Source organism: Pseudomonas sp. 273 (assembly GCF_029201425.1).
GTDB lineage: Bacteria > Pseudomonadota > Gammaproteobacteria > Pseudomonadales > Pseudomonadaceae > Pseudomonas > Pseudomonas delhiensis.
The window spans coordinates 2,423,242-2,436,897 of the sequence record NZ_CP116775.1; the positions used below are offsets into that span (position 1 = coordinate 2,423,242).

The following is a 13,656-nucleotide window of genomic DNA, read 5'->3' on the forward strand; positions in this document are numbered from 1 at the left end:
CCGGAATAAGGATTGAGATATGAGCCAGAAATTCGACGTGGTTGTGATTGGTGCCGGCCCCGGCGGCTACGTGGCTGCCATCCGTGCCGCCCAGCTCGGCCTGAAGACCGCTTGCATCGAGAAGTACATCGGTAAAGAGGGCAAGGTCGCCCTCGGCGGTACCTGCCTGAACGTAGGCTGCATTCCGTCCAAGGCGCTTCTGGACAGCTCCTGGAAGTACAAGGAAGCCAAAGAAGGCTTCGACGTCCACGGTATCTCCACCGGCGGCGTGAAGATGGACGTTCCGGCGATGATTGCCCGCAAGGCCAACATCGTGAAGAACCTGACCGGCGGCATCGCCACCCTGTTCAAGGCCAATGGCGTGACTTCCTTCGAAGGCCACGGCAAGGTCCTGGCCAACAAGCAGGTCGAAGTGACCGGCCTGGACGGCAAGACCCAGGTTCTGGAAGCCGACAACATCATCATCGCCTCCGGCTCCAAGCCGGTCGAGATCCCGCCGGCCCCGCTGACCGACGACATCATCGTCGACTCCACCGGCGCCCTGGAATTCCAGGCCGTGCCGAAGAAGCTGGGCGTGATCGGCGCCGGCGTCATCGGCCTGGAGCTGGGTTCGGTCTGGGCCCGCCTGGGTGCCGAAGTCACCGTCCTGGAAGCCCTGGACAAGTTCCTCCCGGCCGCCGACGAGCAGATCGCCAAGGAAGCCCTGAAGGTCCTGACCAAGCAAGGCCTGAACATCCGCCTGGGCGCCCGCGTCACCGGCACCGAGGTGAAGAAGAAGCAGGTCACCGTGACCTTCACCGACGCCAACGGCGAGCAGAAGGAAACCTTCGACAAGCTGATCGTGGCCGTGGGCCGTCGCCCGGTGACCACCGACCTGCTGGCCGCCGACAGCGGCGTGACCCTGGACGAGCGTGGCTTCATCTTCGTCGACGACCAGTGCAAGACCAGCGTTCCGGGCGTGTTCGCCATCGGTGACGTGGTCCGCGGCGCCATGCTGGCGCACAAGGCCTCGGAAGAGGGCGTGATGGTCGCCGAGCGCATTGCAGGCCACAAGGCCCAGATGAACTACGACCTGATCCCGTCGGTCATCTACACCCACCCGGAAATCGCCTGGGTCGGCAAGACCGAGCAGCAGCTCAAGGGCGAAGGCGTCGAAGTCAACGTCGGCACCTTCCCGTTCGCCGCCAGCGGCCGCGCCATGGCTGCCAACGACACCACCGGCCTGGTCAAGGTCATCGCCGATGCCAAGACCGACCGCGTGCTGGGCGTCCACGTGATCGGCCCGAGCGCCGCCGAGCTGGTCCAGCAGGGCGCGATCGCCATGGAATTCGGCACCAGCGCCGAAGACCTGGGCATGATGGTCTTCTCCCACCCGACTCTGTCCGAAGCGCTGCACGAAGCGGCCCTGGCGGTGAATGGCCACGCCATCCACATCGCCAACCGCAAGAAGCGCTGAGGCGGTAGGACCACGGCGGGGCAGGGCGGCAGTCATTCGCGAGGGGCTGCCGCGACCATCCCGCCGGATTCCCGCCTGCAAGGGCGGGAGTCACAGGTGGTGCGGCGCCACGAGCGCTGCGCCGAATGCGCAATACCCAAGACGAAAAAACGGTAGACAAGCATGAATCTCCACGAGTATCAGGGTAAGCAGCTGTTCGCTGAGTACGGCCTGCCCGTATCCAAGGGCTATGCCGTCGACACACCCGAAGAGGCCGCAGAAGCCTGTGAGAAAATCGGTGGCACCGAGTGGGTCGTCAAGGCCCAGGTGCACGCCGGTGGCCGCGGCAAAGCGGGCGGTGTGAAGCTGGTCAAGAGCAAGGAGGACGCCAAGGCGTTCGCCGCCAACTGGCTGGGCAAGCGTCTGGTGACCTACCAGACTGACGCCAATGGCCAGCCGGTCAGCAAGATCCTGGTGGAATCCTGCACCGACATCGACAAGGAGCTGTACCTCGGCGCCGTCGTCGACCGTTCCAGCCGCCGTATCGTCTTCATGGCCTCCACCGAAGGTGGCGTGGACATCGAGAAGGTCGCCCACGACACTCCCGAGAAGATCCTCAAGGCCACCATCGACCCGCTGGTCGGCGCCCAGCCGTTCCAGGGCCGCGAGCTGGCCTTCCAGCTGGGCCTGAAGGGTGACCAGATCAAGCAGTTCACCCACATCTTCGTCGGCCTGGCCAAGCTGTTCCAGGACTACGACCTGGCGCTGCTGGAAGTGAACCCGCTGGTGATCAAGAAAGACGGCAACCTGCACTGCCTGGACGCCAAGATCAACATCGACTCCAACGCCCTGTACCGTCAGCCCAAGCTGCGCGCCATGCACGACCCGTCCCAGGACGACGCCCGTGAAGCCCATGCGCAGAAGTGGGAACTGAACTACGTCGCGCTGGAAGGCAACATCGGCTGCATGGTCAACGGCGCCGGCCTGGCCATGGGCACCATGGACATCGTCAACCTGCACGGCGGCAAGCCGGCCAACTTCCTCGACGTTGGCGGCGGCGCGACCAAGGAACGCGTGACCGAAGCGTTCAAGATCATCCTCTCCGACAGCAACGTCGCTGCCGTCCTGGTGAACATCTTCGGCGGCATCGTCCGCTGCGACATGATCGCCGAAGGCATCATCGGCGCCGTGAAAGAAGTCGGCGTGAAAATCCCGGTTGTCGTTCGTCTGGAAGGCAACAACGCCGATCTCGGCGCCAAGGTCCTGGCCGAAAGCGGTCTGAACATCATCGCGGCGACCAGCCTGACCGACGCTGCCCAGCAAGTCGTCAAGGCCGCGGAGGGTAAGTAATGAGCGTCCTGATCAATAAAGACACCAAAGTCATCTGCCAGGGCTTCACCGGCTCGCAGGGTACCTTCCACTCCGAACAAGCCATCGCCTACGGCACCAAGATGGTTGGCGGCGTGACCCCCGGCAAGGGCGGCACCACCCACCTGGGCCTGCCGGTGTTCAACACCGTCAAGGAAGCCGTGGAAGCCACCGGTGCCGACGCATCGGTCATCTACGTTCCGGCTCCGTTCTGCAAGGACTCGATCCTGGAAGCGGCCTTCGGCGGCATCAAGCTGATCGTCTGCATCACCGAAGGCATCCCGACCATCGACATGCTGGAAGCCAAGGTCAAGTGCGACGAGCTGGGCGTACGCCTGATCGGCCCGAACTGCCCGGGCGTGATCACCCCCGGCGAGTGCAAGATCGGCATCATGCCCGGCCACATCCACCTGCCGGGCAAGGTGGGCATCGTGTCGCGTTCCGGCACCCTGACCTACGAAGCCGTGAAGCAGACCACCGACGCCGGCTTCGGCCAGTCCACCTGCGTGGGCATCGGCGGCGACCCGATCCCGGGCTCCAACTTCATCGACATCCTGAAGCTGTTCCAGGAAGACCCGAAGACCGAAGCCATCGTCATGATCGGCGAGATCGGCGGTTCGGCTGAAGAAGAAGCCGCTGCCTACATCAAGGCCAACGTGACCAAGCCGGTGGTGTCCTACATCGCTGGCGTCACCGCACCGCCCGGCAAGCGCATGGGCCACGCCGGCGCCATCATCTCCGGCGGCAAGGGCACTGCGGACGAGAAGTTCGCCGCCCTGCAGGACGCCGGCGTGAAGACCGTGCGTTCCCTGGCCGACATCGGCAAGGCCCTGGCCGAGCTGACCGGCTGGGCGACCAAGTAAGCGTTTCGCTTACCTGAGCGTCCGCGAGAGGCCACCTTCGGGTGGCCTCTTGCATTGCCGCCTCGCCGCAAGAAGTGTCGTCCAGGCGACACGCCCTTTCATCCCGCGGACGAGCTGACGTATGTCAGTGCAGTTCATCGGGATAGATCGTTAGGCTAGCAACTATCTCCAGCGTTGCGTTCCCCACAAGGGAAGGCGCGCTGACCGCCAACTCCTACCCGGAGCGGCGGTGATTCCTGACCGTCAAGGATGGCGGGACAACCAGAATGCAGGAGCAACCGGGCCACGAGCTCATGGAAAACCTCTGCTATCGGACTACCAAGAACAATCTCCCGTACAGGTATGAACGCAGGCATCCCCGATGCGGCTGCGCCGTGCCCGTTCGGCCGTTGTGCCCTGGCAGGCCACGAAACCGTTTCAGCACTGTGGTATTCCCCTGAATGAACGTCTTGAAAGGCCAGGACATCCTGGCGCTCGGCTTTATGACCTTCGCCCTGTTCGTCGGGGCCGGCAACATCATCTTCCCGCCCATCGTCGGCCTGCACTCGGGCCCGCACGTATGGATGGCGGCCCTCGGCTTCCTGATCACCGCGGTCGGCCTGCCGGTCATCACCGTGGTCGCCCTGGCCAAGGTCGGTGGCGCCATGGACACCCTCAGCCACCCCATCGGGCGCGTCGCCGGCGGCCTGCTGGCGGCGGTCTGCTACCTCTCCGTGGGCCCGCTGTTCGCCACCCCGCGTACCGCCACCGTGTCCTTCGAAGTGGGCCTGGCGCCGCTCACCGGTGACGGCGCGCTGCCGCTGTTCCTCTACAGCCTGGCGTACTTCCTGGTGGTCCTGGTGATCTCGCTGTACCCGGGCAAGCTGCTGGACACCGTGGGCCGCTTCCTCGCCCCGCTGAAGATCATCGCCCTGGCGGCGCTGGGCATCGCCGCCTTCATGCTGCCGGCCGGCACCATCGGCCAGGCCGAGCCGAGCTACGAGCACGCGGCCTTCTCCCAGGGCTTCATCAACGGCTACCTGACCATGGACACCCTGGGCGCCCTGGTCTTCGGCATCGTCATCGTCAACGCCATCCGCTCCCGCGGCGTGCAGTCGCCACGCCTGATCACCCGCTACGCGGTGATCGCCGGGCTGATCGCCGGGGTAGGGCTGGCGCTGGTGTACATCAGCCTGTTCCGCCTGGGCTCGGGCAGCCACGACATCGCCGCCGGCGCCAGCAATGGCGCGGCCGTGCTGCACGCCTACGTGCAACACACCTTCGGCTCCCTGGGCAGCGGCTTCCTCGCCGTGCTCATCGCCCTGGCCTGCCTGGTCACCGCCGTGGGCCTGACCTGCGCCTGCGCCGAGTACTTCTGCCGCATCCTGCCGCTGTCCTACCGCAGCCTGGTGGTGATCCTGGCCGGCTTCTCGCTGCTGGTGTCCAACCTCGGCCTGACCAAGCTGATCCAGTTCTCGGTGCCGGTGCTGACCGCCATCTACCCGCCGTGCATCGTGCTGGTGGCGCTGAGCTTCTGTGCCGGCCTGTGGAAGTCGCAGGCACGCATAGTCGCGCCGGTGATGGCGGTATCGCTGGCCTTCGGCATGGTCGACGCGCTCAAGGGCGCCGGCTTCAACCTGCCCCAGTGGCTGGCCCACCTGCCGCTGTCCGAGCAGGGCCTGGCCTGGCTGATCCCCTCGGTGGCCATGCTCGCCGTGATGGTGGTGGTCGACCGCCTGCTGGGCGAGCCCAGCGAAGCCGTGGCCTGACCGGGCCCGCCGCAACGAGAAAGGCCGCCCGCGAAGCGGCCTTTTTCGTTGTGCTGTCTTGCCCACCGCGCGAACCGGTTTTCGTAGGATGGGTTTCGCTTCGCTCAACGCCATCCTACGGGACATCGTGTTTGTCTGTGGGGCGGGAGCGTAGGGCGCATAACCGTTCGCGGTTATCCGCCGTTGGCCGTGCCACCGGGGCATCCGGCGTGGCCGGTGAATCCAATCGCGGACGGAGTCCGCTCCTACGCCCGTGTTTCATCGGAACCGTAGTAGCGGATTCATCCGCGATTCGCGCGCAGGGCGTGCTCCTACAGGGTGTCATGGGACATTTCCGCAATCGGAAGCGATCACGTGTCTTCCCGCGAATATCCGGCGTCTATCTGCCGCGTTCTCCCGCCATTACCCCATCAACGGCCGGGCCCGCCGACAGGGCCCGCCAAGGAAGACCATGACCGACGTCGTCGACCTCTTCGATATCCAGTACCTGTGGAACCTGCTGGCCATGCTCTGGTTCACCCTCTGCTGGGTCGGCTATGCCCGCTACGCCAGCCACAGGGCCCGCGACACCGCGTGCCTGGCCAGCGTGCTGCACCTGTACCGCAAGGACTGGATGCGCCGCCTGCTGCTGCGCGACAACCGCGTGGCCGACGCCAGCGTGATCGGCAACCTGGAGCGCAACGCCTCGTTCTTCGCCTCCAGCACCCTGATCATCCTGGCCGGCATCCTCACCCTGCTGGGTTCGGCCGAGCGTACCGTGTCGGTGCTGGCCGACCTGCCTTTCGTGGCCTCGCCGACCCGTGGTCTGTCGGAGCTGAAGCTGTTGTGCCTGGCGGTGGTGTTCGTGTATGCCTTCTTCACCTTCAGCTGGTGCATGCGCCAGTACAACTTCGCCGCCGTGCTGGTGGGCTCGGCGCCGATGATCGGCGAGCGCCACGTCGGCGAGCAGGAGCGCAACGCCTTCGCCGAGCGCGCCGCGCGGGTGGTGTCCATGGCTGCGCACCAGTTCAACCAGGGCCTGCGTTCCTACTACTTCGGCCTGGCCATGCTGGCCTGGTTCATCAACCCGTGGATCTTCATGCTGGTTACCGCCGGGGTGGTCGGGGTGCTGTACCAGCGCGAGTTCCACTCCGACGTGCTCAAGGTGATGGTGTTCACCCCCACGCCCCAGGTGGAGCCGGCGAAGGAGCCGGAGTGAAGAAACGACAAAGCCCGCGAATGCGGGCCTTGTGCGTTGTACGGGGAGCGGGCTGTTACTTCTGCTCCTCGTTGGACGGTGCCGGCGCGGTGTCCGGAGCCGGGGTGGTCGGCGCCGGAGCGGCTTCGTTGGCCGGCGGCGTGGTCGGCGCCGGGGTCGCCGGCTGCTCGGTGCTCGGCGCAGCCGGCGGGGCCTTGGGCTCTTCTTTCTTGTCGCAACCGGCCAGCGTCAGGCCTGCAACCAGCATCAGAGCGAAGGGAAGGGTTTTTTTCATCGTGGAGCCTCCATGTGCGGCGTTCCTGGTGTTAGCCCTTTGAGCTGAGGCTTGCCTCAGAAGTTCAACGCAAGTTTGCGCCGGCACTACGATTATTCACTGCAGAGCCCGTTGGCGGCGGAGTATCATTCGCCATCGAGCATCCCGGGGCCCCGATCCGCATGACTGAAATGTCCATTCTAGAGCGCGCGCAACGCTTCCTCGCCGTCCTGCGCCATTGCCAGGTGCTGGGTATCGCGGCCCATGCCGCGGACGAAAAGGGCCTGACCCTGCGCCTGCCTTATAGCGAAGCGATCGTTGGCAACCCGGAAACCGGCGTGATCCACGGCGGCGCCATCACCTCCCTGATGGACACCACCTGCGGCATCTCGACGATCTGCGTGCTGCCGCAGTTCGAGATCTGCCCGACCCTCGACCTGCGCATCGACTACATGCACCCGGCCGAGCCGCACAAGGACATCTTCGGGTTCGCCGAGTGCTACCGCGTCACGCCCACCGTCATCTTCACCCGCGGCATCGCCTACCAGGACGACCCGCAGGAGCCCATCGCCCATGTGGTCGGCACCTTCATGCGCCTGGGCAAGGGCGCCGTCGGCGGCCCGGCGGGCGGCAAGGGGGAGGGCGCATGAGCACCCCGAACATCGAGAGCCTGCTGCGCCAGATGCACCAGGACAACGACTTCAGCCCGCTGCTGGAGATGATCCCCTACGCCCGGCTGATCGGCATCCGCTGCCTGCGCCTGGGCGAGGAGGTGATCTTCCACCTGCCGGCCAGCCGCGACAACATCGGCAACCCGACCCTGCCGGCGCTGCACGGCGGGGTGATCGCCGGCTTCATGGAACACGCGGCCATGCTGCACCTGCTGATGCTCATGGGCGTGCCGCACCTGCCGAAGATCATCGACTTCTCCGTCGACTACCTGCGCGCCGGACACTTCCGCGACACCTACGCCCAGTGCCAGGTGTGGCGCCAGGGCCGGCGCGTGGCCAACGTCGCCATCACCGCCTGGCAGACCAGCCGCGCCGAGCCGATCGCCACCGCGCGGGCGCATTTCAAGGTCGACGGCGCCTGAGGCCCGGGGCGCGATGGACACGCTGCTGATCCTCGGCGGGCTGCTGCTGGCGCTGGCCGGCTACGCCTGGCTGGTCATGCTGGCATTCGAGCGCGGCCCGCTGTGGGGCCTGGCCTGCCTGCTGCCGCCCCTGGCGCCGGTGTTCCTGGCGCGGCACTGGGGCTTCGCGCGCAAGGCGCTGTTCCTCGGTGCCCTGGGCTGCATCCCCCTGGTCGTCGGCCTGGCCATGCTCGCCAGCCACGACAGCGCGCGGCTGGAAGCCATCCTCAGCCTGCAATGGCTGCGCAGCGGGCCCGTGGCGGCGCCGGAGCTGGACATCGCCCTGCGCGGCGAGCTCGACGGCCAGGCCTTCGCGCCGCAGCAGGCGGAACTGATCGACGGCGTGCTCAGCCTGCGCGAGGGCCAGGACTTCTATGCCCACCGCGAGGTGCGCATCCGCCTGCCGGCCCAGCCGCAGGGTGCGCTGCGCCTGGACGTGCTGCCGGACGACCGCGGGCCGCGGCCCGTGGTGGAGGTCAGCTGGCTGGCGCCGGGCGCCGACCTGCCCGAGGCCGTGCGCCTGGGCAGCGGCTACAGCCTGCACCTGGACCTGCGGCCCGAGGCGCCCAACCGCCTGCGTGGCGACTTCCACCTGGTGCTGCCGACGGAGTACCACACCACCCTCAGCGGCCGCATCGAACTGTACACCGACCGCCTGCGCTACCGCGACGGCCAGGTGGATACCCGTTTCGACTCCGCCGACACCCTGGCCTACGTCCTGCGCGACTATCTGCAGCGGCGCTTCCCGGACCGCCAGCTGGAACTGCCCGAGACGCGCCTGGAGCCCCTGGGCCCGATCCTGCAGGTGCCGCTGGACTTCAGCCTGGACGGCGAGCCCCAGCACCTGGACCTGGAACTCAGGCGCAGCGCCAGCCGCGGCTGGACGGTGCGCGGCGATCGCTACCCGAAGCTGGCGCCGCGCGCCGAGGCCAACGCTCCGGCGGCCGAACCCCAGCCCGTCGCGCCCCCGCCCGGCAACGCGGCGCGGCCGTTGAGCCTGGAGCGCCTGCAGGCCGAGCCGCAGCGCTACGTCAACCGCGGCATGCGCGTGACCACCGAGCGCGGACGCGTGGCCGAAGGCGTGTTCACCGGCCTCGACCCGAACGGCCGGGTGGTCATCCGCCACCTGCTCACCGGCGCCGGCCAGGCCAGCTACAGCCTGCGGCCCTCGGAGATCAGCGCCATCGAGTTGCTGCCGCAGTGACGTCCGTCGCGGCAAACCCTTGAAAAGCTTCAGGAAGCCCCCATCTCGCTGACATCCGCCGCCCGCTGCGGCTTTTGTCATCCTCGGAGCGAGAACCTATGAGCGTGGAGACGCAGAAAGAGACCCTGGGCTTTCAGACCGAAGTGAAGCAACTGCTTCACCTGATGATCCATTCCCTGTATTCGAACAAGGAAATCTTCCTCCGCGAACTGATTTCCAACGCCTCCGACGCGGCCGACAAGCTGCGCTTCGAGGCCCTGGCCAAGCCGGAACTGCTCGAAGGCGGCGCCGAACTGAAGATCCGCGTCAGCTTCGACAAGGACGCCAGGACCGTCACCCTCGAAGACAACGGCATCGGCATGAGCCGCGAGGAAGTGATCGCGCACCTGGGCACCATCGCCAAGTCCGGCACCGCCGACTTCCTGAAGAACCTGTCGGGCGACCAGAAGAAGGATTCGCACCTGATCGGCCAGTTCGGCGTGGGCTTCTACAGCGCCTTCATCGTCGCCGACAAGGTCGACGTGTTCAGCCGTCGCGCCGGCGCACCGGCCAGCGAGGGCGTGCACTGGTCGTCGAAAGGCGAGGGCGACTTCGATGTCGCCACCATCGACAAGGCCGAGCGCGGCACCCGTATCGTCCTGCACCTGAAGGATGGCGAAGACGAGTTCGCCGATGGCTGGCGCCTGCGCAACGTCATCAAGAAGTACTCCGACCACATCGCCCTGCCCATCGAGCTGCCGAAGGAATTCCACGGCGAAGAGAAAGACAAGCCGGCCGAGCCGGAATGGGAAGTGGTCAACCGCGCCAGCGCCCTGTGGACCCGTCCGCGCACCGAGATCAAGGACGAGGAATACCAGGAGTTCTATAAGCACATCGCCCATGACTTCGAGAACCCGCTGAGCTGGAGCCACAACAAGGTCGAAGGCAAGCTGGAATACACCTCGCTGCTCTACGTGCCCGGCCGCGCCCCGTTCGACCTGTACCACCGCGAAGCCCCGCGCGGCCTGAAGCTGTACGTGCAGCGCGTGTTCATCATGGACCAGGCCGAGCAGTTCCTGCCGCTGTACCTGCGCTTCATCAAGGGCGTGGTCGACTCCAACGACCTGTCGCTGAACGTCTCCCGCGAGATCCTCCAGTCCGGCCCGGTGATCGACTCGATGAAGTCGGCGCTGACCAAGCGCGTGCTGGACATGCTGGAGAAGCTGGCGAGCAACGACGCCGAGGCCTACAAGGGCTTCTGGAAGAACTTCGGCCAGGTGCTCAAGGAAGGCCCGGCGGAAGACTTCGCCAACAAGGAGAAGATCGCCGGCCTGCTGCGCTTCTCGTCCACCAGCGACGAATCCGGCGAGCAGAGCGTGTCGCTGGCCGACTACCTGGGCCGGGTGAAGGAAGGCCAGGACAAGATCTACTACCTCACCGGCGAGAGCTACGCGCAGGTGAAGAACAGCCCGCACCTGGAAGTCTTCCGCAAGAAAGGCATCGAGGTCCTGCTGCTCACCGACCGCATCGACGAGTGGCTGATGAGCTACCTGTCGGACTTCGACGGCAAGGCCTTCGTCGACGTCGCCCGCGGCGACCTGGACCTGGGCAGCCTGGACTCCGAAGAGGACAAGAAGGCCCAGGAGGAAGTGGCCAAGGCCAAAGAGGGCCTGGTGGAGCGCCTGAAGGCCGCCCTCGGCGAGGAAGTCGCCGAAGTGCGCGTGTCGCACCGCCTGACCGACTCGCCGGCGATCCTCGCCATCGGCGAGGCCGACCTCGGCCTGCAGATGCGCCAGATCCTCGAGGCCAGCGGGCAGAAGGTGCCGGAATCGAAGCCGATCTTCGAGTTCAACCCGGCCCACCCGCTGATCGAGAAACTGGATGCGGAGCCGGACGAGGACCGCTTCGGCGAACTGGCGCACATCCTCTTCGACCAGGCCGCCCTGGCCGCCGGCGACAGTCTCAAGGACCCGGCCGCCTACGTGCGCCGGCTGAACAAGCTGCTGGTGGAACTTTCCGCCTGAGCCGGTAACCTCACACAAAGCCCGCCTACGCGGGCTTTGTGCTTTTCCTACTCCCACTGAAGGAAGTCACCCATGAGTCAGATCAGCGTCCAACCCGTCGCTTATGAAGTCGACGGCGTGTCCTTCGAAGGTCAGCTCGTCTTCGACGCCTCCAGCACCGTGCAGCGCCCCGGCCTGCTGATGGCGCCCAATTGGCTGGGTGTCAGCCAGGGCGCGCTGGACATCGCCCGCCAGGTCGCCGGTCACGGCTACGTGGTGCTGGTGGCCGACCTCTACGGCAAGGACGTGCGCCCCGACGGCCCGGAACAGGCCGGCGCCGCCATGATGCCGCTGAAGAACGACCGCGCGGCCCTGCGCCGCCGCATGCAGGGGGCCTTCAAGGCACTGCAGGCCCAGGCCGGCAAGGCACCGCTCGACAGCGCCAGGCTGGCCGCCTTCGGCTTCTGCTTCGGCGGCTGCTGTGCCCTGGACCTGGCCCGCGACGGCGCGCCGCTGGCCGCGGCGGTGTCCTTCCACGGCACCCTGGATTCGCCCAACCCGGCGGATGCGAAGAACATCAAGGGCTCGGTGCTGGTCCTCGACGGCGCCATCGACCCGCTGGTGCCGCGCGAGCAACTGCTCGACTTCGCCAAGGAGATGAACGACGCGGGCGTGGACTGGGCGCTGACCAGCTACGGCGGCGCGGCGCACTCCTTCACCGATCCGCAGGCGCAGATCCCGGGCAAGATGCAGTACGACGCCAAGGTGGCCCGCCGGGCGTTCCAGGCGATGTACGACCTGCTGGACGAGAAGTTCGGCGAATAAGCGCCGGTATAGTTGGTCGGGCGCATAACGCCTACGGCGTTATCCGCCAAATCGCGGACAGAGTCCGCTCCTACGGTTTCAGGAAGCACGGACGTAGGAGCGGACTCCGTCCGCGATTGGACTCACCGGCCACGCCGGACGCCCAGGTGGCGCGGCCAACGGCGGATAACCGCGAACGGTTATTCGCCCTACGCCACCCACACCATCCCCGTAGGGCGCATAACGCCTACGGCGTTATCCGCCGAATCGCGGACAGAGTCCGCTCCTACGGTTCCAGGAAGCACGGACGTAGGAGCGGACTCCGTCCGCGATTGGATTCGCCGGCCACGCCAGATGTCCCGGAGACACGGCCAACGGCGGATAACCACGAACGATCATCCGCCCTACGGTTGCGCCAACCGCGTCGCCCTGGCCTCGTCCGCCCGGTAGCCGCGGGCGCCGAACCAGCAGATGTACAGGTAGCACACCAGCGGAATGGCGAAGGAATGCAGCAGGCCGATGTGGTCGGCGAAGAAGCCCTGCACCAGCGGCACCAGGGCGCCGCCGACGATGGCCATGCACAGCAGGCCCGAGCCCTTGCTGGTCAGGTTGCCCAGGCCTTCCAGGGCCAGGGAGAAGATGGTCGGGAACATGATCGAGTTGAACAGGCCGATGAGGATCAGTGCCCACATCGCCACGTGGCCGCCCACGCCGATGGCCACCGCCAGCAGCACGGCGTTGGTCACCGCGTTGAAGGCCAGGATGCGATTGGGGCGGATGCTGCGCATCAGCACGCTGCCGATGAAGCGGCCGACCATGGCGCCGCCCCAGTACAGCGAGAGGAACTTGCTGGCCTGCTCGCCGGGCAGGCCGGCGATGTCCGGCTGGCCCATCAGGCTGACCAGGTAGCTGCCGATGGCCACCTCGGCGCCGACGTAGGCGAAGATGCCCACCACCCCGAATATCAGATGCCGATGGGCGAACAGCGAGTGCCTGCCGGCGGCCGCGCCGTCGCTGGGCGCGTCGTGGGTGATCTGCGGCAGGCGGAACAGGCCGATCAGCACGGCGATGGCGAACAGCAGGGCGGCCAGCACCAGGTAGGGCGTCTTCACCGAGTCGGCCTCGGCGGCGGCGCTGCCCAGCCCGCTGGCGGCGCCGGCGCCGATGGCGAGGATGGTCACCGAGCCCACCAGCGGGCCGACGGTGGTGCCCAGGGAGTTGAAGGCCTGGGTCATGTTCAGCCGGCTGGCGGCCGACTGCGGGCTGCCGAGCACGGTGACGTAGGGGTTGGCCGCCACCTGCAGCAGGGTGATGCCCGAGGCCAGGATGAACAGCGCGGCGAGGAACGCCGGGTAGGACTGCGCGCCAGCTGCTGGCAGGAACAGCAGGCATCCGACTCCAGCAGTGACCAGGCCGAAGATGATCCCGCGCTTGTAGCCCAGGCGCTCCACCAGCCGCCCGGCCGGGAAGGACATGACGAAGTAGGCGGTGAAGAAACTGAACTGCACCAGTGACGCCTGCACGTAGTTGAGGGTGAACACCGCCTTCAGGTGCGGCACCAGCACGTCGTTCAGCGAGGTGATCAGGCCCCACATGAAGAAGAGCACGGTGAGCACCGTGAGTGCGCTGGCGTGACGATTCTGCTCTGGCATGGCAGCTCCAGGTCGTG

Annotated in this window: 12 protein-coding genes; 10 read left to right on the forward strand and 2 right to left on the reverse strand. The window is 66.6% G+C overall.

The annotated features are described in order from the left end of the window. The first annotated feature begins 19 nt into the window (after positions 1–19). The 5 genes from lpdA to PKO50_RS11650 all read left to right on the forward strand — a co-directional run bounded on the left by lpdA (position 20) and on the right by PKO50_RS11650 (position 6,612). A complete protein-coding gene (gene lpdA, locus PKO50_RS11630; RefSeq protein ID WP_109937130.1) occupies positions 20–1,456 on the forward strand; it encodes a dihydrolipoyl dehydrogenase in 1,437 nt (478 codons plus the stop codon). A gap of 162 nt (positions 1,457–1,618) precedes the next feature. Further along, positions 1,619–2,785 (forward strand): ADP-forming succinate--CoA ligase subunit beta, encoded by a 1,167-nt coding sequence (sucC, locus tag PKO50_RS11635; RefSeq protein ID WP_074982642.1) that lies wholly within the window; start codon positions 1,619–1,621, stop codon positions 2,783–2,785. Beyond that, on the forward strand, positions 2,785–3,666 hold the full coding sequence (sucD, locus tag PKO50_RS11640) for a succinate--CoA ligase subunit alpha (RefSeq protein ID WP_074982640.1): 882 nt from the start codon (positions 2,785–2,787) through the stop codon (positions 3,664–3,666). Before sucC ends, sucD begins: the two co-directional genes overlap by 1 nt. Before the next feature lie 440 nt (positions 3,667–4,106). Further along, the gene (gene brnQ / locus PKO50_RS11645; protein ID WP_275629764.1) at positions 4,107–5,414 is read left to right on the forward strand and encodes a branched-chain amino acid transport system II carrier protein; all 1,308 of its coding nucleotides are present in this window, start codon (positions 4,107–4,109) and stop codon (positions 5,412–5,414) included. Positions 5,415–5,865: 451 nt separating this feature from the next. Continuing rightward, positions 5,866–6,612 carry a DUF599 family protein gene (locus tag PKO50_RS11650; protein WP_089390395.1) on the forward strand — a complete coding sequence of 249 codons (747 nt, stop codon included), beginning with the start codon at positions 5,866–5,868 and terminating at the stop codon, positions 6,610–6,612. Between the two features lie 55 nt (positions 6,613–6,667). Here the strand turns inward: PKO50_RS11650 and PKO50_RS11655 are convergent, their stop codons facing one another. Next, entirely contained in the window at positions 6,668–6,886 is a 219-nt protein-coding gene (locus PKO50_RS11655; protein ID WP_009619390.1) for a hypothetical protein, read from the reverse strand. Positions 6,887–7,047: 161 nt separating this feature from the next. On the opposite strand from PKO50_RS11655, the gene PKO50_RS11660 reads away from it, so the two are divergent. From PKO50_RS11660 to PKO50_RS11680, 5 genes are all read left to right on the forward strand, one after another. Next, positions 7,048–7,515, forward strand: a complete 468-nt coding sequence (locus PKO50_RS11660) for a PaaI family thioesterase (protein WP_275629765.1) — start codon at positions 7,048–7,050, stop codon at positions 7,513–7,515. Beyond that, complete coding sequence (locus PKO50_RS11665) at positions 7,512–7,958, forward strand: PaaI family thioesterase (protein ID WP_089390398.1); 447 nt, start codon at positions 7,512–7,514, stop codon at positions 7,956–7,958. Before PKO50_RS11660 ends, PKO50_RS11665 begins: the two co-directional genes overlap by 4 nt. Positions 7,959–7,971: 13 nt before the next feature. Beyond that, positions 7,972–9,201 carry an MFS transporter gene (locus tag PKO50_RS11670; protein WP_275629766.1) on the forward strand — a complete coding sequence of 410 codons (1,230 nt, stop codon included), beginning with the start codon at positions 7,972–7,974 and terminating at the stop codon, positions 9,199–9,201. Between the two features lie 98 nt (positions 9,202–9,299). Continuing rightward, entirely contained in the window at positions 9,300–11,204 is a 1,905-nt protein-coding gene (htpG, locus tag PKO50_RS11675; RefSeq protein ID WP_275629767.1) for a molecular chaperone HtpG, read from the forward strand. A 72-nt stretch (positions 11,205–11,276) separates the two neighbouring features. Further along, the gene (locus PKO50_RS11680) at positions 11,277–12,008 is read left to right on the forward strand and encodes a dienelactone hydrolase family protein (RefSeq protein WP_275629768.1); all 732 of its coding nucleotides are present in this window, start codon (positions 11,277–11,279) and stop codon (positions 12,006–12,008) included. Between the two features lie 383 nt (positions 12,009–12,391). Here the strand turns inward: PKO50_RS11680 and PKO50_RS11685 are convergent, their stop codons facing one another. Beyond that, on the reverse strand, positions 12,392–13,639 hold the full coding sequence (locus PKO50_RS11685; protein ID WP_275629769.1) for a sugar MFS transporter: 1,248 nt from the start codon (positions 13,637–13,639) through the stop codon (positions 12,392–12,394). Positions 13,640–13,656 lie beyond the last annotated feature (17 nt).